Annotated in this window: 15 protein-coding genes; 6 read left to right on the top strand and 9 right to left on the bottom strand. The window is 38.8% G+C overall.

Translation table 11 applies throughout. From position 1 onward, the window contains the following. Positions 1–7: 7 nt before the first annotated feature. Entirely contained in the window at positions 8–925 is a 918-nt protein-coding gene (locus IGI67_RS14705; RefSeq protein WP_207108008.1) for a MurR/RpiR family transcriptional regulator, read from the top strand. A 36-nt stretch (positions 926–961) separates the two neighbouring features. On the opposite strand, the gene IGI67_RS14700 is transcribed toward IGI67_RS14705, so the two are convergent. The 7 genes from IGI67_RS14700 to IGI67_RS14670 all read right to left on the bottom strand — a co-directional run bounded on the left by IGI67_RS14700 (position 962) and on the right by IGI67_RS14670 (position 13,463). Then, a complete protein-coding gene (locus IGI67_RS14700) occupies positions 962–2,863 on the bottom strand; it encodes a beta-glucoside-specific PTS transporter subunit IIABC (RefSeq protein WP_429958173.1) in 1,902 nt (633 codons plus the stop codon). Positions 2,864–2,957: 94 nt separating this feature from the next. Next, positions 2,958–3,800, bottom strand: coding sequence for a BglG family transcription antiterminator LicT (licT, locus tag IGI67_RS14695; RefSeq protein ID WP_207108010.1), 843 nt, complete (start codon positions 3,798–3,800; stop codon positions 2,958–2,960). Between the two features lie 536 nt (positions 3,801–4,336). Beyond that, a complete protein-coding gene (locus IGI67_RS14690; RefSeq protein WP_429958172.1) occupies positions 4,337–5,179 on the bottom strand; it encodes a class C sortase in 843 nt (280 codons plus the stop codon). A gap of 16 nt (positions 5,180–5,195) precedes the next feature. Beyond that, complete coding sequence (locus tag IGI67_RS14685; RefSeq protein ID WP_429958171.1) at positions 5,196–7,097, bottom strand: SpaH/EbpB family LPXTG-anchored major pilin; 1,902 nt, start codon at positions 7,095–7,097, stop codon at positions 5,196–5,198. 4 nt (positions 7,098–7,101) lie between these two features. Next, positions 7,102–8,574, bottom strand: a complete 1,473-nt coding sequence (locus tag IGI67_RS14680) for a SpaH/EbpB family LPXTG-anchored major pilin (RefSeq protein ID WP_429958170.1) — start codon at positions 8,572–8,574, stop codon at positions 7,102–7,104. Next, entirely contained in the window at positions 8,571–12,743 is a 4,173-nt protein-coding gene (locus tag IGI67_RS14675) for a SpaA isopeptide-forming pilin-related protein (protein WP_429958169.1), read from the bottom strand. Before IGI67_RS14675 ends, IGI67_RS14680 begins: the two co-directional genes overlap by 4 nt. A gap of 570 nt (positions 12,744–13,313) precedes the next feature. Then, positions 13,314–13,463, bottom strand: coding sequence for a hypothetical protein (locus tag IGI67_RS14670; protein WP_429958168.1), 150 nt, complete (start codon positions 13,461–13,463; stop codon positions 13,314–13,316). A gap of 620 nt (positions 13,464–14,083) precedes the next feature. On the opposite strand from IGI67_RS14670, the gene IGI67_RS14665 reads away from it, so the two are divergent. Genes IGI67_RS14665 through IGI67_RS14650 form a run of 4 tightly spaced genes read left to right on the top strand, consistent with a single transcriptional unit; the run spans position 14,084 to position 16,938 of the window. After that, positions 14,084–14,671: a TetR/AcrR family transcriptional regulator gene (locus tag IGI67_RS14665; protein ID WP_429958167.1), complete on the top strand. Its 588-nt coding sequence runs from the start codon at positions 14,084–14,086 to the stop codon at positions 14,669–14,671. A 2-nt stretch (positions 14,672–14,673) separates the two neighbouring features. Continuing rightward, positions 14,674–15,531, top strand: a complete 858-nt coding sequence (locus IGI67_RS14660) for an ABC transporter ATP-binding protein (RefSeq protein ID WP_429958166.1) — start codon at positions 14,674–14,676, stop codon at positions 15,529–15,531. After that, positions 15,528–16,241: a hypothetical protein gene (locus IGI67_RS14655; protein ID WP_429958165.1), complete on the top strand. Its 714-nt coding sequence runs from the start codon at positions 15,528–15,530 to the stop codon at positions 16,239–16,241. The genes IGI67_RS14660 and IGI67_RS14655 overlap by 4 nt, the downstream gene beginning before the upstream one ends. Next, positions 16,225–16,938: a hypothetical protein gene (locus IGI67_RS14650; RefSeq protein ID WP_429958164.1), complete on the top strand. Its 714-nt coding sequence runs from the start codon at positions 16,225–16,227 to the stop codon at positions 16,936–16,938. Before IGI67_RS14655 ends, IGI67_RS14650 begins: the two co-directional genes overlap by 17 nt. A gap of 44 nt (positions 16,939–16,982) precedes the next feature. Here IGI67_RS14650 and metG read toward each other — a convergent pair whose 3' ends face one another. Both metG and IGI67_RS14640 read right to left on the bottom strand, forming a co-directional pair. Beyond that, on the bottom strand, positions 16,983–18,992 hold the full coding sequence (gene metG / locus IGI67_RS14645; protein WP_207108017.1) for a methionine--tRNA ligase: 2,010 nt from the start codon (positions 18,990–18,992) through the stop codon (positions 16,983–16,985). A 262-nt stretch (positions 18,993–19,254) separates the two neighbouring features. Continuing rightward, the gene (locus tag IGI67_RS14640) at positions 19,255–21,423 is read right to left on the bottom strand and encodes a MucBP domain-containing protein (RefSeq protein ID WP_429958163.1); all 2,169 of its coding nucleotides are present in this window, start codon (positions 21,421–21,423) and stop codon (positions 19,255–19,257) included. Between the two features lie 411 nt (positions 21,424–21,834). On the opposite strand from IGI67_RS14640, the gene IGI67_RS14635 reads away from it, so the two are divergent. Next, complete coding sequence (locus IGI67_RS14635) at positions 21,835–22,950, top strand: glycosyltransferase family 1 protein (RefSeq protein WP_429958652.1); 1,116 nt, start codon at positions 21,835–21,837, stop codon at positions 22,948–22,950. The last annotated feature ends 134 nt before the right edge of the window (positions 22,951–23,084 follow it).

Genomic DNA, 23,084 nt, shown 5'->3' with positions numbered 1-23,084 from the left:
GCTCGTCATGTTACTATCAGAAAAAATGAAACAAACTGCTTTTTCTAGCGCGGAAAGCTCCTTAGTAGCATTCATTTTGGACAAGGGAACCGCCATCGAACCCATGACGATCAAAGAAATCGCCGAAGCCAACTTCGTGCATCCTTCTACTTTGATCCGAGTAGCCAAAAAATTAGGCTATAAGGGCTGGCTTGAGCTGCGTACCGAATTTCTTGCCGAACAAACTTATCTGCAAACCTACTTTGAGGATGTTGATGCCAACTTCCCTTTCCAAAGTAATGACGGCTTAATGACCATTGCCAATAAAATGGCTTCATTAGAACGGTCCACAATTGAAGACACATTGAGTTTGCTCAATCATGATGATCTGCAAAAAGCCAAACAGCTTCTATTGAATGCAAAGCAAATCAAAATTTTTGGCAGCAATGCCAATTTACTCATTTCTCAAGACTTCGCGTTGAAAATGCGCCGCATTCGAAAAAATGTCGTCACTAGCCAAACGATGGGGGAAGATGCTTATGAAGCCTTCAACAGTCATGAAGATACCTGCGCCATTTTAATCTCTTATACAGGCGAAAATGGTTTTATCATGCAGCTGGCGAAAATCCTGCAAAAGCAAAATATTCCCATCATCGCCCTCACTAGTATTGGTGAAAACTCGCTTGCTTCTGTCAGCCAAGCAGTCTTGCGGATGACCACACGCGAACGCTTATACTCAAAGATCGGCAACTTCACGATCAACTCCTCCATCTGCTACTTGCTGGATGTTTTGTACAGCTGTGTTTTTGCAGAGGATTATCAAAAAAATCTAAATCACTTAATCGCGATCAGCGAATTAGTCGATAAACGAAAAACTAGTTCCGCCATCATGGCTGAATCACCAGAGTCAATGATTCACTTTACTGAATCCTTTCGACCAAATTAAAGTTCGGGACAAATGCCCCGAACTTTTTTTGCGAAATTAAACTAATACAGTCAACAGTTCATCACTATTGCAAACATCTTCTTGCTTGTCTGCTTCAATAATATCTAGATAGTCTGCTGAATTTGTTACGATAATTGGTGTCTCCACACTGAAACCGGCTTCTTCGATCGCTTTGATATCAAAGCTGACTAATTTATCGCCGCGTTTTACTTTTGCCCCCTGCTCCACATGTGCCTCAAAATATTTACCATCTAATTGAACCGTATCCAAACCGATGTGGATCAATAATTCTAGTCCATTATCTGAAATCAAGCCAACCGCATGTTTTGTCGGGAACATTGTCATCACAGTTCCATCAAATGGTGCAACTACTTCGCCAACTGTCGGATGGATTACTACACCTTTACCTAATGCTCCTTGTGCAAAAGCTTGATCTTTTGCTGTTTCTAATGGCATCATACTGCCTTGAACAGGTGAAGTCACGATTTCTTTACGGACACCCATTTCGTTTTGAACTTCTGTTTTTTCTGTTACTTCATCGTCTTTCCAGAACAACATGGTCGCTACGAAACTGAAGACCATCGCTACACCGACTGCGATAAACTGAGTCACCATGCTGCTAATGTCATTTGAAGCTGTATCGATATGGTTGACAAAACCAAAGGCACCTAGACCACCCATAATGAAGCTTTTAGCCCCAAAGAGACCAGTGATTAATCCACCAATTGCCGCACCGATCATTGAAATCAAGAAAGGTTTTTTCTTAGGTAAAGTCAAGCCGTAGATTGCTGGTTCTGTTACTCCGAATATTCCGGAGATAACGGCAGGGATACATAGCTCTTTTAATTTTTTGTCTTTTAGTTTGAAGAACATTGCGAAAACAACCGCTGTTTGAGCAAAGCTTGCCGCAAATGAAGCAGCTAAAATCGTATCAAAGCCTAATGTTGACAGATTGATCATTGCCAATGGAATCAAGCTCCAGTGTAAACCGAAAATAACCAACGCCTGCCAGAAGAATCCAACTACAACACTCATTAATACTGGAGAGAATTCATATAATGCTGTGAATCCGCTGCCTAGAATATTGGTCAAGAAAGTGATTACCGGACCAATGATCAAGAAACCAAAGAATACTGAAATCAAAATGGTAAACAATGGAACCAAGAATGTTTGAACCAACTCAGGAATGACTTTCTTCGCCAATTTCTGAACGTGACTTGCAAACCAGACAACTAAGATGATCGGTACTACACTACTCGTATAGTTGTTTGCAATAATCGGTAAGCCAAAGACTTTGATAAACACTGGGCTTTCCAAGATCGTATTAGCAAACAATGTCATAATCGGCTTGCCCGCGCCTAAAGCAGAAGCTTGGATCGTTGGATATACCAAAGCCGCACCAATTGCGATACCTGTAAATTCACTTACTTTAAACTTACGAGCTGCTGTTAATCCAATAACGATTGGCATGAAATAGAAGATACAATCGCCGGCTGCAGTTAGAAATAAATCCGTTCCGCTTCCCGCCTCATACAATTTGAAATATAGAAATAACGCATTAAACCCTTTTAGCATTCCGCAGGCAGCCAAGGCACCCAAGAATGGTTGGAAACAGCTGGAAATGACATCGATCAAACGATTGAAGATATTGCCTTTTTCTCCTTCATCCTCTTCACTCGCTTCACCAGTAATTCCCGCAACTTCTAAAACATCCGCATAGACTAAAGGAACATGATTGCCAATAACTACTTGGAATTGGCCGCCGCTTTTCATGACAGTCACGACACCGTCCATATTTTTCAGTGCTTCTTCATTGGCTTTGCCTTCATCCTTCAATTTAAATCGTAAACGTGTAATACAATGCGTTAAGCTTCTAATATTATCTTTGCCGCCTACATTTGCGACAATTTTTTCTGCTAAATCATGATATTTACCCACTGTTTTTCCTCCTAAATAACTAGTCTTTTGTAATGTATGCCCTTCCACTAAACAACGACCCGGGATAACTGTGAAAAGTGGGTTGGGTTAATTTTTATTGATTGACCTTTTGTACTAATCGTGCGATATGAATCGTTAAATACAATTTCTCATCATTTGACATTTCGTAATGATATTTCTTACTAATAAAATCGGCAATTCTTTCCACACATTGATAAGCATTCTGATATTTCTTTTGAATAATCAAGAGAAGTTCATCATCCGTTTCATCTGTCAGCTGCCGCCGGTTCATGATACGTGAAGCAAAGAAACGTAAATGCGTAGTGAAACGATAGAAATAGACAGATTCTTCGTCGAGCTGAACTTTAAAATAATAGCTGGTAATTTGAATGATTTCCTGCATCAATTCTGCCATCATATAGGCATCTTCATTATCACTTTCTGTTTGAGCATTTACTAAATGCAAAGCAATGTTTCCTGCCTCATCTTCACCTAGATCAATTTTGAACTCTTCCTTGATTTTCTTTACAGCACTTACACCCACTGAAAATTCATCGGGGAATAAACGTTTGACATCCCACAACAATAAATTTCGAACGCGAACACCTTCTTTGACACGTTGAATTGCTGCATATAAGTGGTCAGTAATCGAGATATAGAGTGAGTCATTTAACGGATTTTTTAATGTAACCTTCGCTTCATCAATAATGTCATTGGCGATTTCTACATAGCTGATTGGAACATCTACTAACAACTCTTGAAACTTATGGAATAAATCACTGTTCGCAAGGTGATAGGTTTTGTCGATCGCCTCTTCGGCTATCTCGTCCCCTATTTTTTTCTGAAAGGCTAGACCACGCCCCATCGCGACAATCTCGTTATTTTTTTGATCAGTCGTGATGACTACATTGTTATTCAAAATCTTCTGAATCTGCATTCAATGCTCCTCCGTTCTGCGACATTCGCTACTAAAAATCATATCCACTGACTTTGTTCACTTAAAATGATAGATACCTTTGTAATCATTGTCAAATACAACTTTGTTCTTTTTTATTAAACACCTCCTGTTTTAGAGCAACAAAAAAACCCAATGAGGGCACGACAAATAAATCGTACACATCATCAGGTTTAGCTTGTATTTAAACAATCACTATCCATCACTTGGTCTATTTAATTCAACGTTAGCTTAACAAATACGGAAAGCGCTGTCAACAAGTTTTACAAAAAAACTTTTTATTCTCGTGGAATTTGTGAATGCGATTGCTCTGCTTATTGCTGCTAAACAACGCTTTTTTTTTTCGTTTCAGACCATTTTCTCTGTTCTTACTTTAAAATTTTACCCAGCCTTTTTTTCAATGATAATGTTCATTCTATTAAAACGAGCAAGCAAAAAAACTTTCTGTCTCTAATTTTTTATACGAATTAAGAAACAGAAAGTTTCATGTATTTCACTGTCAATTCATCGTAAATGCTTTAATAAGTTTTCATGACTTTAACTTTTTGAAAAATCACACTGCTTATTCCGATAATCATTAAAAGACTAAAAATTGTAATCATCAGATATTTATTACGACGGGTGTGATCAGCTTGGGTAATTTCCTTTTTCATCCTATCATTAAAAGGTATACGCGTTCCTCTGACTAACAAACGATGACTATTAACACCATAAGGCGTGCATGTCATCAGTGTTGCAAAATCTTTACCTTCAACAATGTTCAACGTCTCGACTTCTGTTGGTTCGATTGTTTGAATATTATCAACCTGATAGGCAAGCGTCTGATTCTTATACTCCAGATAAAAGTGATTTCCCTTCTTCAGTTTGGGTAAGTCACTGAATAGTCGAGCCTCTTTTAGCCCACGATGTGAGGTAATTACCGTATGAGTCCCTTTGCCGCCGGTGGGATACGATGTTCCTTCTAGCAAGGTCGCTCCGCGCTTTAGCAAAGATCCCTCCGTTTTATCGAACACTGGTAATGTGATATTGATCTTAGGGATTCGAATAACCGCAATCGTGTGTTTTTGATAGTAATCCTTTTCAACTTTTGCTGCTTTTTTTTTGCTCTTTGAAAATGGATCGCTGCCAGGAATACTCATCTTAGCAATTTTCTTATTTTCTTCTTTGATTCGCTCTTGCTCTTGTTGGATCGCTTGTCGATTCTCAGTATTGGACTTTTCTTGATAATAATTAATGACCTGTTGATTCCAATAATTATTCAACGCATCACCAACAAACGGATATAGCAGCGCACCCAACCCCCCGATCATCACGACCAACATAAGGATATCAATGAACAAATAGCGACGTCTTTTTTTCATCAAATCACCAAATTTCTTAATTTCCAGTCAATTGATGGCGTTTTTTGAAATAGGTAATCCCACTTGCCAATCCAATAATTCCGATAATAATCAGTCCGGCGATCCCCATCCCTCCAGTCATTGGCAGAATCCCTTTAGCTTTATTTTCTACTCTCAGGATTTGATCCTCACCCGCTCCATCTGCTGTGAATGGCATATCTTTTAATTTCACGTAGCCATCTGGTGTCTTGGTTTCAATCAAGGTATAGTAATCCTCTTCATTTGAACCAAGACCATATATCCCAAATCTTCCTTCATCATCAGAAATGAGCTTTGTCGCATCTTTCTCATCTGCGACCCAATTAACAACGTAATTTTTAGCATATCCTGTCACGGATTCAACGAACTCCCCATCGTTTTCTTTCGTCAATCGCATGAACTCTCCGGCATCATTTTTTATCGCGAACTCGGCACCTTTCAATTTTTTACTTGAATTGCTATCAACTTTCACAAAACGTTTTGCATAAGTTTGGACACGCCGTTTATCTTTAGAGTCTCGGAAACAATTTTCGAAAATGACATCATTATCGATTTCCTTCAGGTCAGTTCCTGCTTTGACTTTCATTGTCGCCTCAAAGGACAAGGTTTTCGTTGCATGTTGAGCCAAATTTCTCGGAGTAAAGGATATGCTAAATTGATTTGTTCCAGGCTCCATAGAAAATTGCGGAGATAGTCCTGTCGGTTCTCCTCCATCAACTTTGATACTCTTTAGAATTTTTTCTTCGCTGCAGCAAAGCTCCAATCGTTTATCAAAGCTGTCAATCAGCTTGTAGGTATTGTAATTCCCAACATCTTCAGGAATTTTTTTCGAAATGGTATACGTGATCTCTTGCCCATTTCGAACATGCTCATCATCAACCTCTTTTTTCACATTTGGTACTTTAAAATTATACGCTTCGGCTATCTTAGAATTGAAAGGCTCAGTGAGTTCTTTCGGCTGTAGTTTTTGATCAAAGTAGTTATATTTAGTCACTTTCCAATCATCTGATACATTAACTGACACCTTAGGATTGATTCTAAAATGGAATTTGTAATCGTTTTCCGGGTTTTCACTTTGCTTTTCTGCTGTTGCTACTTCACTTTCAATTTCATAAAATTCATAAACTCCAGGCGATAATGTTAAGTCGTCCGCTTTCACGATACCCGCTGCATCAGAAGTGAATACAGCTGCGTTTTCTTTATCATCTTCCGATATATCGAAATCATTAGTGGCTGAGTTATAGTAGTTGCCGTCTTTTTTCTTAAAAATGAATTTCGCGCCTTTTAAAACATCTTTATTCCCTTCCGAATCAATACCATATTTGATAAACTTCACATCATTTGTCGGCATCTCATTTTTGGGATAGACATGAACCTTCGTTCTGCGTTCTCCACTTTCATCGTAGGAAGGTAATCCAACAACAAAAGGCTCTGACTTAGCAGGTACTATTCCCGCAGGAAAAGTTGTCTGTTTAATTAAATAGATGGCATTTTGACTCTCAGATTGTATCGGCAAAGATAATTCAGCCAAACCATCGCTATCTGTTCTAGGAAAGGCTGTTCCATTCATAGTCGATGTATCTGCTTTTTTGGCTGCCTCGATTCCGGCTTCTTCCTTTGCTGCGTGATCGCCGTCAGCCGATTCGTAAGCTGGCCAATAAATACTTGTTACATCATAAGCTGTAAAGATTGATCCTGCTAACGGTTCACCGGTAAAATCGGTCATTTCATCCCCGGTATTTTTGATTTCACTCGGTAATTTTTCATATTTAAGATTGTGAATCACGATTCTTTGTTCTGGTATAGCGGCTTCTGCCATTTTAGAAGTGCCGAAAAGAAATTGGGGAAAAATCACTACTAATAAACCAAGTGCAAGAAAAAGATTCATTTTAACTTTCATTGAATTATTCGCTCCTTTTTATTTTATGTTGAATTGTAAGCTTGACAGCTAATACAACTAGACTCACTCCTATCAAGACAAACAAAACATTTCGTGTGTCATTCATTTTAGGATATTGATCAAGTGACCCAGCGGCAAATTGTTTTTTCGTTTGAGTTGGACTTGGATAGGTCTGTTTGTTCGTTGGCGGGGCCTTCTGATTGATTACTTGTAAAATCCCTTCAGAAAAGGAATAACTATTCTCTGACACGTCAAAGGGAATCTCTTTTTCACTTAGATAGTAGCCTGAGGGAGCACTCACTTCTTTTAACGAATAACTGCCGTAACGCAATCCTTTGATTTCGAAATGCCCCTTCTTATTGGAGGTCAATTTGACTAGTTCAGTATCTTCTTTCTTCGGAGTCCAGTGAAACTCATTTTCACCTCCTCTCAAATATTCTCCTTTCGAATTTTTAACTACAAATACGGCCTTTTCTAACGTTTGTTCCTTATTTATCGCATCAACCTTAATAAATTTTTTCCCGCTAGTTTTTACTTTCTTTTCTCTTTCGATCTTATCAAAATCAGTTTCAAGTTTTGCTCGATTAATGATGGCCTGATCGACCTTCGTTGCGTTCTTCAGGGCCATGGCATAAGAGATGGTTATCTCCTTCCCTACATAAGGTTTTAGTTTAGCCAAATCAAAGATCAATCGAAATCCGTGCTCTGATGTTTCTAATTGATACCCATTGTAAGTTTCATCCAAAAAATGGACTCTGATCGATCGATCGTCTAACACCAAACTCTCATCTGCTTGATCAGAAATCAGATACTTGCTATACATCGACAGATTGGATGGCAATTTGGTTGTCAATTCATATCTGATCTGATCTCCTAACTGATAGCTGGGCTGTTGATCAATAATTCTTTTTTCAAACTGAGGCGTCACAATCTCATTTTTAGGATATAAATGAATAGGCCCCTCCAATATATCGCCAGCAGTATCCAGCACAGGCAAAGCTACAATCATATCAACAGCTTTGCTTTTCACATCGCTAGGTGCAGCAGTTTCCCGAAAGAGATAGACGGCATCCTTCCCGTCAGAAATCTTTGGCAAATGAAAATTAGCCACTCCATCAGCAGTCCCGATTGTCGCTGTAATTTGTTGAGCGATCGATTTGTGATTGGAAACATCCATATTTTGCAGTTCTGACTGGACCTCTTTTGCTTCTTTATCGTCTGATTCGTTCAATAAACAATAAAAGTCAGATGTCACGTCGTACACATCAAAAGTCACACCATTCAGGCCGTCATAATCTGTTAAGCGCTCATCTCCGTCATTCAGAGTAGGATCAGGCATCTTGTTTTCTGGAAAAACCAGTTTGTGCAGAGTAAAGGTTATCGTATCTGCCGATTCTGCACCGACACGACTCCCCATTCCAAAAAATATTGAAAAAAGAATCGTGAGCATCGTTATCAATCGAATGAGTTTTCTCATGATAATCCCTCCTTTTGCTTCAATGGAAAGTGGTACCACAAACCAATGATCAAGCCGATCAGGCCTAGCGTAATAAGTAATGCTCCGCCAGCCCCCCCAGTTTTCGGCAATGGGGTGCGAGGGTTATTTCTAGCTGTAAACTGGATTTTAGAGTTTTCATCACCCTCCCCTTTTTCAACTTGTACATCCTTGTCATCAAGGTCTTCGCCATCATACTTCACCTTGATTTCTCCACGCTCGGAAACTGAAACAATAAATTCTCCTTTTAACTTAACAAAGCCGTCAGGCGCTTCCGTTTCTTTGACACTGTATTTTTTCCCTAAAGTAAGTTGATAAGGGGAACCTGAAGTATTCTTGAAAACACCAACTCCACTTTCGTCAGTTATTGCTGTTGCTAATAGTGGTGGTTCTTTAACTCCTGTTTCTTTTAACGAAAACTTGCCTCCTTTTAAGACCCGTTCACCGATCATGCTTTTTTTCAAGATTGACAGTTCAAACGGCCTGATTTTATTGTTTTTGTGTTCATGTAGATGCTCATGATTCGGTGTGGTATCATCGATCGAAAATTTGTGGATAGTATCATCTAACTCATACCCATCTGGTGATTTGGTTTCTTGGATTGCATATGTCCCGTAACGAAGATTCGCGATTTTTTCAAGATCAACCATTTCACCCTCACCTACTTGAACGATCCGATTCTTCTTTACTTTGATACTCGGCAAGAATTCATGCAGTTTACCCTCCGCATCTACTCTGAAAAGCGCGAATTCCGCAATTCCATCAATCAATTCAGCATTTTCATCTACTTTTCTAATTTTTAGTGCCCCATCTACTCCGCTAGAAGTTCCAGAGCCTTGGGTAGCCTTTACCTCCACCTTTTTGACTACTTCACTGATTTGCTGGTCTGAGCCAAAAAGTACTGCACAATTTGTTATCTGTGTCCCATTTCGAATTGCTGGATCAATATTGGTATAGTACTCGATGATATAAGGAGCTGATATAGACTCGCCTAAAGAAATTGTTAATGTCTGCGTTCCGTTTACCGAGTCATTAGTAACCTTTGTCGAACGTCCATCCTTATTCAAGTCGATTTTTTCACCTTTCACATACTGACCAGACTTATTAATTGCTTTGTACGCCTCTACTTTTGCTAAACCATTTTCTTGTTGAAAAGTCTGCTCATTGATTGTCACAGTATCGGTAATAATTGGCTTTTTGATTGTCCGACTATCTTTATTCAGCAATAACTCATACTTCGCCTGCGACATTGCCTCATTATCATTCATCTCTTGTTGGCCGTTCTTGGTCAACCAATTCCCCTTATAACTTTTTTCTACGAACGCTTCTACTTCGAGGTTCTCGTCCCCAAACTCCATATAGGCCTTGTTTTTATACTTAAAGATATCTTCATCTGCATTAACCTTAATAAAAAGGGCAAACGGCTCATCAATATCTTTCAAAAGCTCAATATCAAATCCTTTAGAGCCATCTTGATTTGAAATAAGCTTATAATCCTGGTTTTCCCTAAGTTGAGGACCATATCCTGTTAAGCCATATTCTGGCCGATCATATTTCACTTTGTGTATTTCAACCTTCGGATCCGTTTGTCCTTCATGGATATCTTCTTGAATAATCGTTCCAGCTTTTAGCTTCATTCCCCAAGAATTTATCGGCACTGTCCAGTACACAGTATCTTCTGAAGGTTCTTCACCTTCAAAAGGGCTAACTTGGTTTTTATATTTCTCATCCTTAGCTACAAAAGCACCATATTTCCAGCCATTTTGGCTCATTTGAATGTCGAGCCACATCTCGGCCTCGTCCGAATCATACCCCTTCTCACCGTTTTCTTTCTCATAAGTAACAATTGCTGAATTAGTAAAATAATTACTTTTTCCACGACTACTTTCACTTTGTTCTTCCATAGAAAAATGTGTGTTATATCGAATTTGCAACGTCTCACTAGTTTTCTCATACTTTCCGATCAGTCTTATCACAAATCCATCTTTATAATCTTTGCCTTTGGATTCTAATAGGAAGTCTTCGCCTCTTTCTAATTCACGAGACTTATCAATGTCATTATCGTTCGCTGGATTCTCTTTTAATGGATAGATGTGGAGAGTCCCCTCGTTCAACTGCAAAGCACTTTTATTGCCACCATCCACTCTGCTGTACCTATCTTCGATCACCGCATTTTTCATCACGACTTTATTCTTATTGATTGAGGTCCACCAAGTTATTTCTCGTTTCATATAATCTGTTTCAGCATGGTATTTAGTTACTCCTAACAGATCATCGTCATCAATACCGCTGCTGCCATCATATTTTTTACCTTCGACCCACAAGTAATTGGGGATTTCTTCGTTGGTCGGCAACGGTAGTTCAAATGCATTTGTTTGATAGCTCAGATAGTAGGTGCCTGCTTTAGCGAATTCGATACCAAATCGAATGATTTGTTCTTCCTCATTCTTGTCTTGCTTTGTTTTCTCTTCTGCTTCAATAAATTTCCAGTCTTGATCATCAAGCGAATTACCTTTAGCATCAGTAATCATTAATTTCGATTTATCTAAATAGTGCAGTGCTCCTTGTGGCCAGCTATCATTTTTATACATCTGATCTATGATGATCCCGCCTGCATTTTCGATTGTCGCTTTGATTCGCCAATCTAGGATTCCTTTTTCAAATTGCGAATCGATCAGGAATTTATAACTAGGAATATCGACCAAAGAAACCGTGGCCAATGTACCATTTTCAATAAAATTCGATCCTGAGATCGCTGCACTATTCTGATAATCATTGACACTTACAGTATCTGTGATCTTCGAACGAACGGTGAATTTTACTGGATGTGTCAACTTTTCTTTTTCTTTATCTAAATTAGGAAAAGTTAATTCAAAGTAAGGTTTCTCTCCGTCAGGTCTAAAATGCATACATTGATAAAAACCACTATCCGCTTCTTTCCAGCCACCATCGCCATCAGGTACTTCACATTTAGTACTTAAGAATTTTTGATACGCCTGCAAATAATCAGTCACTTTGACGTTAGACAGCTTGCGGCTATTCTCGTTAATGACAATCTCCCAAGTGATGACATTGTCAGTACCAATTGAGCCAGTTTTTGTAATCTCAGCTTTAGCAATTTTGACCTTTACTTCTCCACTTGTACTCCCATCTTCATTGATTTCCTCTTCAGTAATGATTTCCTCAACATGCTGTTGGACATCTAATTGAGTAAAAAGGTGGACTGTCCCTTCACGCTTGCTTACTGTGCCTGCCTTGTCATTGAATTTGATCGTTAACTGACCATCAATACTTAGATCAAAGGTTCCCAGAGATTCACCACCTGGAGTCGTGTTTTCTAGCGGTTCATTGTTGACCGTTTGATGCACAGCAAAATAGTCAGGCAGCTGATAGGTGTAATAATCCCCTACCTGAATTTCGACTTCATCTTTCAACAACCACTTAAAATCAATTTTAATGTTGTCATCTCGAGTAGGCGGTTTCTCTTCCGAAAATGCCTCTCCATTCTCATCTGTCACTTTCATATTGCGGATTACCCAAACGCCCAAATCATTTAGATTACGACCTTGAGTTGTGACCCCTTCAATCTCATTTCCTGCTTCGACTGAGTTTTCTATTTCAGTATTTGTATTAATAAATAGTGATCGTATTATTTGATTGCTAAAATCAAGTAATACCTCTGAGTTCCCTTTTTTAGGTATTTCTGCTTGAATTGTTAAACTTCCTTGGTATTGTTTAACAGAACTGTAGTCTGGCACCCTCTCATCAAAGGCCAATTGATAATTTTGAGAAAAAGTAAACTGGACAGCCCCATTGGTTACTTGAAAACTGCCCATTCCATCCGACAAATTACCGCTTTGTTCGATATAGTTTAGTTCCTTTGGTAGTCTCAGTTGCCGGATTTCTCCAGCTTCAATTAAGCTTGGATTATCTATCTCCCACATCAATTCGATTAATATCATATCCAGCTCATTAACTAGTTGATCTGGTGTGTTGGACTCTCCTGATGAAGTCAAAATATTCGCATTCGTTACTTTGACTTCACTTTGAGTTTCTAAGTTTTCAGCTCGACTTCCCGCATCTATTGGAAGCAAACTAAAAAATAGCCCCATTACGAGCATCACACCTGTTATCAACCTTGTTCTTCGCATATCCTCATCCCCTTCTCTAAAATATCAGAACAACAGAAAATTATAAAAATTAAACTATAGCGACCTAAAATTAGGTCAAATATAACTAAATGAACCTTAATTAAATCCTAACAACAAATATTCCATCCATCAAACTCATGAACAAACATCACAAAAACACCATATTTAAAAAAATAACTGTAATTTAACTAACATAAACACATATATAAAGTTGACCTCATTTCTAAAAAAGAGTTATTTTTTAAAAATAAACTAATATAAATAGTCGATTCTTTTAAAATTAATCGATTAAATTGATGGAATTAACATTACGAAATTATTTGTTACTTGTATCACAAGTTTTTTCACAATGTTCTACTGGTTATATATCCGAAAAGAATTTTCCCATTTTTTTTAAAATCCCCTATTAAATTGGTCACAGCGGTAGAATCAAATTCTATGCTAGAAAATGATAAATTTTATTGCACAAGTCATAAGCTCTTATCAAAAAAAAGCTCCAGAAATGAACGCTTTCGCGTTATTTCCGGAGCTTTTTAGAGACTTATATCGTAGTCCTTCTTAATATTCAGTTTACTTTACATAACCTACAGCAACACAATTCAACCCATTGAAGCCCACAAAAGCATTGATAATCGTCCCATCCTGCGGGAAATAACCATCTTTTTCCTTGTTCTTATTGTAATCTTTGATCGAAAAAACCACGATTTGTTTAAAATTCATCAAGCAGCCCCCTTTCATTCACAAATCTAATCCCATTCAACCATTTCTAGTTTTAAAAACAGCACGGATAGTTACTATCAATTCTAGCAAATACAAAATAAGCCTGTAAACGCCTTCCACAAATTTGGTCCAAAAATGAACGATAGCCCGCTCAATCATGAGCAGGCTATCTAACTAATCAATATTTATTATTCTAAAGTTGAGGGTGTTGACTATTACTAAAAATTAACTATTTCTCGTTTAAACGATATATTCCCAAATCCTTCTAATATATCCTTGTAACCCTATAGTTACGCCAGTTTGATTAAATTTCATCAAAATGAGTTAAAGTGTCGCATAAAAATATTTTTCGTATTTATCAACTATAGCACATTTTTCTGGTATTTGAAAATGGGACAGCTAGCGGCACGGCATTCTTTCTTATTATTTAATTATCTTAGCGGAGTAATAAAACATACCCCATCATTAAGCGTTCTAAGGTATCGATAAATCCGAACCTAGAAGAACGCTTTTTTTTGATCAATCAAAGTCACAGCGACTATTGACAAAGGGTTGGGAACCATATATATTTATATGACCGAATTATATTTTTGGTCATATAAAATCACACGGAGGAAACGATGCCAAAATTCACTGAACAAGAAAGACTACTTATTAGTAATAGACTGCTTACTGCCGCAGAAAAACTCTTTTGTGAACATGGATTAAAAAAGGTGACTGTCGCAGAGATTGCCCAGGCTGCTTTGATCGCCAAGGGTTCCTTTTACGCTTTTTATCCTAGTAAAGAAGAATTATATTTTGCCATATTGGTTAATTGCCAAAAAGATATGTGGAAACAGATGGACTGCTTCTTGGATGAGCATCCTTCTCTGCAATCCAGAGAATTAGTAAAAGGAACGTTGCTTTTTATGTTTGACTTGATGAATCGCTATCCTTTGATTCAAAAAACAGACAGCGAAACAATGGCTGTGCTGTTCCGAAAACTTCCGCCTGAAGTTGTTGAAAAGCACTCTGGAGAAGATGCTGAGGCATTGCAGCTTTTACTCAAGCATGGGGTACGCTTCACACGACCAATCGAAGTTGTTACTAAAACCTTCCAAGCACTCTATGGTGTAATCGTTCTGTTAGAGGAGGAAGATGAACATTTACGCGGGCAAGTATTATCAGTCATGATAGACGGCTTAGTAAATGAATTAGTGGAGGAATGAAGATGATCACTGTTGAAAAGCTTTGTTATCGTTATCCAAAAAATAAGGCAAACACCTTGAAAAATATTAGCTTTGAAGTTAAAAAGGGCGAAATTTTCGGCTTTTTGGGTCCTTCTGGTGCAGGCAAAAGTACCTTGCAAAAGATCTTGACTGGTACCCTTTCTGACTATCAGGGAAATGTCTCTGTTTTGGATTATTCGCTTAAACAGCTGTCAGACGACTACTATAACAAGATAGGGGTCGATTTTGAGTTTCCAAATTTTTACAGCAAATTTACCGCGCTGGAAAATTTGAACTACTTCTCTTCTTTGTATACACAAAAATCTTTAGATCCTCTGCCGCTTTTACAACGAATGAATTTGCAGGAGGATGCTCAAAAGCCAGTTGTCCGCTTTTCTAAAGGAATGAAAACTCGATTGGGCTTTATTCGCTGCTTGCTGCACGATCCAGATCTGCTATTTCTAGACGAGCCAACTAGCGGATTAGATCCAGCAAACGCCCGAATACTCAAGGATATGGTCAAGGAATTGAAAAATGCCGGAAAGACCATTATTCTTACGACTCATAATATGCATGATGCAGAGGAGCTTTGTGATCGTGTTGCCTTCATTGTTGATGGTGAGATTCGCGCACTCGATACGCCTGCCGCCTTTCGCCAATCGTCTCATGAAACCAATGTCATATATTCCTTTCTCAATCAAAAAAATGTAGAAGAGGAGCGTGTCGTCCCGGTGAACACTCTCTTTTCAGATGCCCATTTCCGTGCTATGTCAGAGGTTCAGAAAATCACCCGCATCCATTCCAACGAGCAAAGTTTGGAGGATATTTTTATTTCTATAACAGGAAGGCAATTGCTATGAGACTTTTGTATGTAATCAAAAACGATATGCATTATCAAATGCGGTACGGATTTTACGCTATTTATATGCTTCTAACCTTTTTCTACATTTTGATTCTTAATCAAATTACTGATCCTTTGATCAAAAGTTTGATCGGAACGTTGATTGTTCTTAGCGATCCGGCTGTTCTGGGGTATTTCTTTATTGGAGGCATTTGGCTGCTGGAAAAGGAAGAGAAGCTGCATAGCTACATGGCGATTTCTCCTTTGAAGCATTCTGATTATGTATTAGGAAAAATCCTCTCATTAGGTGTCGTTTCTACTTGTTCTTCAGTCATTATTATGGGAGTCACTATGCCTTGGGTTAACCTCTTCATTGCGGCTGGAATCATTTTTCTTTCCTCCTGCTTCTTCACCTTATTAGGGTTAATTTTGGCGACCTTCGCAAAAACTGTTAACGGTTACTTAATGATCAGCGTGCCGCCGGCATTAATCCTTTTGGCACCGGGAGTCTTGTCAATAGTTGGAATAAACTTTCCTTTTGCGGCCATTATTCCAGGAACAATAGTCTTTAACCTGATCAGAGATACGCTGACTAATAATCCTGCACACGTGCTTTTGAATATCATCGGATTATTTTTTTGGACCTGTCTTTTATTCATGGTGACTCTTCGTCGTATCGCCCATGAAATCAACCCTTCAGGAGGAAAAAGACATGCGTTCAACAATTAAAGTATTTTCGATTGGTTTTCAAGTGATCCTGCGGGACGCAATTATGCTGGTTTTGATCCCGGCGCCCTTTTTAGTTGGAGTTACTTTTCATTATTTACTGCCATTGCTGAATCGTTTTTTGATACAGCACTTCACATTTACTATTGAACGTTATTATGACTTGAGTGATGGGTTGATGATGCTATTAGCACCTATTCTTTTGACTATGTCTAGTGCGTTTCTGCTTTTAGAGGAAAGTGATGAAGGAATCAGCAGCTATTTTCAGATTACGCCGGCTGGTCGTCACCATTATCTTATGGCACGAATTGGCATTCCAGCGCTATGGGGATTTTTTTGCAGTATTGTTATAGGAAAAGTGTTTTATTTATCCATACTTTCTCTCTCAGTAGTTGTGGCGTTTTCCTTTGTCGCTGCTTTGTTCGGCTGTGCTATCGCTATGCTGATTGTCGCATTCGCGAATAATCGTGTTGAGGGATTGGCACTTTCTAAATTGACTGGTATCACAATGATGGGCATTTTCGTTCCATGGTTTGTTTCTGACTCATGGCGCTGGATTGTCGGTATCCTTCCAACTTTTTGGTTAGGGGAACTCATTCGGGGGGCTTCACTGGGAATCAATTTATTTTTAGGAACAATAACAAGCTTAGTATGGATTGCCTGTTTTACAAAAAGGTTCTTACAAAAAATTAATCATTAAAAAGGGACGAAACTCGTGGGAGTTTCGTCCCTTTTCGCTAACTTTTATCCTACGATCGCGCCATTTGGCATATCACCTGGTGCTTCTACGACTTTTAATGTGCCGTCAGGAGCTTCAGCAGAAAGGATCATTCCTTGGCTGATCTCACCGCGCATTTTACGAGGCTTCAGGTTGGCGACAATGATTAGTTTTTTACCAACTAAGCTTTCTGGGTCCGCATAGAATTCTGCGATTCCAGATAAGATTTGACGATCTTGTTTATCGCCTGCATCTAGACGGAACTGTAATAGCTTGTCCGCGCCTTCGACTTTTTTACATTCCATTACTTCAGCAACCTTTAGTTCAACCTTATCAAAAACATCAAACTTGATTTCCTTATCCTTAACTGAAACTAACTCTGTTTCTTCCGGATCCCATTTGATTTTCTCTTCCTCCGGCTGACTGCCTTCAGACATTTTTGCTTTGATATAGGCTGCTTCCTCATCCATATCCAGACGTGGGAAGATCGGTTTGCCTTTTGGAGTCACTTTCGTATTTTCTGGAAACTCGCCAAAATGGATCGTTGCTAAATTCATCATGTCAGCATTCAAGCCTAATTGCTCAAAAATACGTTTTGGTGTTTGAGTCATGATCGGCTGCAACAGAATAGCTACGATTCGCAGACTCTCCGCTAAGTGAACCATTACGCTGTCTAATTCTGCTTTGCGTTCTTCGTCTTTCGCTAAGACCCAAGGTTCTGTCTCGTCGATGTATTTATTCGCGCGAGAAACTAACGTCCAAACTTCTGCCAAAGCATTGTTGAACTCCATTTTATCCATTGCTTCACGGTAGCGGCTGACTACATTTGCAGCTGTCGTAGATAACTCGCTGTCAAAATCGGTCACCAGTGATTTATAAGCCGGTACGACACCCTCACAATATTTATTGATCATGGCAACGGTACGGTTCAGTAGATTTCCTAAATCATTGGCTAGATCATAATTCACCCGAGAAACGAAATCTTCTGGTGTGAATACGCCGTCTGAACCAAACGGAATCGCTCTTAGTAGATAGTAGCGAACAGCATCCAAGCCATAACGTTCTACTAACATTTCAGGATACACGACATTTCCTTTTGATTTAGACATTTTTCCGTCCTTCATCATTAACCAGCCATGACCATAGATTTTTTTCGGTAATGGCACATCTAAAGCCATTAACATAATTGGCCAATAGATCGTATGGAATCGTACAATTTCTTTTCCGACCATTTGAACATCTGCTGGCCAGTATTTTTGGTATAGACTGTCGTCATCAGAGCCATAACCTAAAGCTGTGATGTAATTAGATAAGGCATCGATCCATACATAAACTACGTGTTCAGGATTTGCATTGACTGGAATCCCCCATTTAAAGGTTGTCCGTGATACGGCTAAATCTTCCAGACCAGGTTTGATGAAGTTATTGATCATTTCATTTTTACGAGATTCTGGTTGGATGAACTCAGGATGCTCATCGTAGTATTCTAGTAACCGATCAGCATATTTACTCATACGGAAGAAATAAGATTCCTCACGAACCAGTTCAACTTCATGACCGCTTGGGGCTTTCCCGCCGATTACGTTGCCTTCTTCATCGCGATAAACTTCTTCCAACTGCGTTTCTGTGAAGTATTCTTCATCCGATACTGAATACCAGCCTTCATATTCCCCTAAATAAATATCACCTTGTTCCAACAACTGATCAAAGATTTTTTTGACTGCTGTTTGATGATACTCATCCGTCGTCCGAATAAATTTATCGTAGCTGATGTCCAATGTCTTCCATAGCTTCTTAATGTCCGCAGCCATTTTATCCACATATTCCTGCGGATTCACGCCAAGTTCATCGGCTTTTGTTTCAATTTTTTGTCCGTGCTCATCGACCCCAGTCAAATAAAACACATCAAAGCCCATCATGCGTTTGTAGCGAGCAATCGCATCACAGGCAATCGTTGTATAAGAATTCCCAATGTGCAGTTTGCCGCTTGGATAATAAATTGGCGTTGTAATATAGAATGTTTCTTTCTCTGCCATGAGGCTCCTCCTTTAAAAATAGATTCCTACGTAGTATACCATAAAAGGCAATAGCTTTTAAGAAATGGATTAAGCATATGGATAATTACTTTTTTCATGCCCCTTTTAGTTATTATCAGAAATTATGTGTAAAAAGTAGCATAGGTATTATTTTCGAAGCGAAGGCTATTTTACCCTATCTTCATGATTAAAAAGAGATGATCGAAATTGATCATCTCTTCTTTATTACATATAGTACAAAAACTATTTGATCTTCATGAAACTACCTACCGATGAATAGTTGTGCTCCATAAACTTTTGTTCCATAGCAAGACACTCCAACTCCAATATACTGAAAATTAGGATCTAACATATTTCTTTTATGTCCAGCACTATTAAACCAACTAGTAAACATTTTCTCTCCTAATACTTTCCCAGAAGTCTCTCTTGAATCAATCCATGCAATATTTTCTCCAGCCGTCCTATAACTGATTCCTTGTTCAGTTAATACTGTCATGCAGCTAGTTCCATTAGGACGAAGATGGTTAGGATCATATAACTCTATTAATTCTTGAGCTCGGATATTAACAGCGATAGTTAATTTAGAATCTAATTTAAGAGCACTCACAGGTGGATTTGAAGTGGTTCGCAATTCATTCACTTTATCTATTATTGTTTGCTGCATTATTTGTAGCTCTTCTTGTGTCACATAGTTTTTAAAAGGAGTCACTTCAAAATTAAACTCAAGTTCTCTCCCGCCCTTACCCGTAACTACTGGATGCAGTGGTCTTAATGACAAATCATATTTAGTTGGATCTAAGTCCAGCTTATCTAATGATGGATTAAATACCTCACCTGACTTCACTTTAAACGTAATGGACTTCACTATTCTTCCATCTACTATAGCATGCAGAGTAACCTTATCAAATGCTAGATTGTTATATACAAAGGTCAATGTCACATCACTGGTCACAGATGAAATTGTTTGAGTATTATTTCCTTTCACAGTATAGCCAGTAATTGTTGGGGCTGTTACGGTGTAGGCTTTGCCTTTTTCTACACTTTCAGTTGTTGCAGCCTTTATTGTATTATTTTCTGTATCCACATACTTCACTGTGATTTTGTATTTCACTGCTGGATTCTTCGTATACCTAAATGTGACGGTTTCATTTTTACTTACTGACGCAATGGTTTTTGTCTTATCCGCGGGTACTACCGTGTAACCTGTGATGTCTGGAGCTGTCATTGAAAATGACTTTCCATGCTCTATAATCTGGGTGGTCGCTGTCTTTATATTGTTTCCTATTGAGTCTGTATATTTGACCGTTATCGTATACTTGTTCTTCGTGTAATTAAACGTTAACGTTTGATCTGCATTCACAGCCGAAATTGTTTGAGTCTCTTTGCTGTTTAGTGTATAACCGGCAAATGTTTCTGCTTTTTCAGTATGAGCTTTGCCTTTTTCTACAAGTACCGTCGTTTTCTTTAATTCTTTTCCATCTGAACCAACGTGCTTGACTGTCACCGTATATTTAGTCACTGGCGTCACATTTTTCGTATACGTGAATGTAATTGTTTTATTTCCATCAACTGTGACGATTTGCGAATCATTTCCCTTTAAGGTATAACCGCTAATAACTTTTCCTGTTGCCTTGTAGGTTTTTCCTTTTTCTACACTTGCTGTAAGGGCCTTTTCAATTTCTTTCCCAGCTGAATCCACATACTTCACTGTCACCGTATATTTAGTCACTGGCGTCACATTTTTCGTATAATTGAAGGTAATCGTCTTATTGCCATTAACTACAACGGTTTGCGAGCTGCTGCCTTTTATAGTGTATCCGCTAAAGCTTTCTGCTTTTGCGGTGTGGGACTTTCCTTTCTCCACATTTACTGTAGCAGACTTCAGCAGTTTCCCATCTGAACCGACATGCTTCACTGTAACTGTATACTTAGTGACGGGGACTGCTTTTTTTATTCCATACCAGGCGATTCCTTCATTTTTCCAACCAACACGTAGCAGGTTCTGTTGTTCAGCATAATTTACCGTGTAATTATGAGAGCCCGCCTTTGCATTTGGATTGTATGCTCGATAAAGCGGGACGGCCTTTTTGGTATCTGAATACCAGCCGATCCCTTCATATTTCCAACCCACCTTCACTAAATGGTTCTTTTCACCGACATTCATTGTGTAATGATGATCACCTGCATTTGGATTGTACAAACGATAGACAGCGCTTCCATTTTCAGGTGAGGTCCAACCAATCCCTTCATATTTCCATCCGACTTTTACTAAATGATTCTTTTCACCAGACGCTGCGGTATAGAAATGTTCACCTGAATTAGGGTTATACAAACGATGCATATCCGCAGCGTTTGCCTCCTCACCAGAAGCAATCAACACAGAAAAACATAGAGACAATACCAATAAGACAACCAACTTCAGCCTTTTCATCATTACGCCTCTTTTCCTTTATTTTACAATATAATATTTATAATTCATTTTAATTGCGTTTCATTTAAAAGTAAAGTTAATTAATTATATATTCCCATCTGAAAATTGCGTTAAAACACTACAAAAACTGTTTTAAGTTTATTTAAATCATTATAAAATATCATTTAAGCTCTTTATTTGTTGCTACCAAAATGATTGAAAATTGAATAGCACTCGTTTACTTCCCATCCCCTGTCCCTTTGTTCCTTCATACTTTAGAACAAATTACCATTTCAATTATTCAAATCCTTTAAAAAAATTAAAAAGGTTGACCAGTTTGAAGCGCTATCATTGTTATATAATAAAGAAACGAAGGTAAGAACCGAACGAAGAAAAGAATGGACCGATCAGGATCTGAAGGGGAGAAAAATGATGGCAAGCAAAAAAATATCACAAATCACGTTGTTCACAATGGGGAAGATCAATCTTGAGAAAAGAATCTCGCAGGCATACGCAGAATCATCTGATGCGGATGCGGTGATTCAATATATTGTGGCAGTGCTGATTCGGCAAAGCTTGTGTATCAGTGATTTTTCAGATTTCTGCAGTGAGTTAATTCGGGAGATTTTTCTTTATGCTGAGCCGACAGACGTGCTGCGGAAACTTTGCCCGTTATTTCGGGACTCCTTTAAAGGCGGCAAAGAGTGGGAAGAAGTCACTCGTCGGCTGTATAAAAATAAGAACGAATACCACCGCTTCAACAATCGATTGAGTGAGTGTAAAAAATATTTATTTGTCCCAACGACCCCTGTGGAGGAAACAGACGGCCAGCAATATAAACTTCTTTCCACCTTTGAGGATGCAGTCGGCAAGATTCATACCTGGAGTTTGCGCGATGCCGATATCCGTTCTTCGGGGATGAAGATCGATGCGGTGTTAGAGCTGATGAGCTCCTTAACGATCTTTGAAAAGGACGGTATCCGCCGTTTTGTAAAACTAGAAAATTCTGAAATCCAAAATTGTACCCGTCATCCTAAAATCAAAAAGGGAAAAGTCGTGGATGAGACTGAGCCGATTAATGCAGTTGCGACTCAGCCAAAAATGGAAGCATCATCTGGTCTTGACTTCAGTACGATGACGGACGAAGAGAAGCTGAAATTAGTGAAGGCCCTTTTACCTGAAGGGATCGTTTTGACTGATACACGGATGGCAGAGCTGAAAGAGGAAGCGCCAAAGGAAGAAGTGCGGACTGCAAGTGAATCTGAAAGTCCCGTCGCGGCAGCACAAAAAGCCGAGCCAACTAACAAACCCGCAGCTTCTATAGTAAACCAAGCGCCAAAAGCCGCTGAACCTAAACCGATGGCCCTATCCGCCGCTGAAAAAATGCCCTATAAGCCTTATCAGAAACCGAAGAGCAAAGCCCAACAAGAACGAGAGCGGAAAGAGGAGCTGATGAAGCGGACGCCTGAAGGAAAAAAGGCATCCAGATCAAAAAAGGAGAAGAAAAGGCAAACAGGGAAAGGGAAGCCAAAAAGAAAACGTAAATAGAAATAGCATATTTACGACGGACTAAGGACGTCAGCTTGGAAAACTGCCTGAAAATGCGGGACTATTTGTCATGGGAATTTTTACTGCTAATCCATATATTTTGACAACTATTTGTTAGATAAAAAAACAGCGAG

The organism is Enterococcus sp. AZ196, from assembly GCF_050498845.1.
GTDB lineage: Bacteria > Bacillota > Bacilli > Lactobacillales > Enterococcaceae > Enterococcus_A > Enterococcus_A murrayae.
The sequence above is the reverse complement of the archived record's forward strand: the minus strand, read 5'-3'. Positions and strand labels throughout refer to the sequence as shown.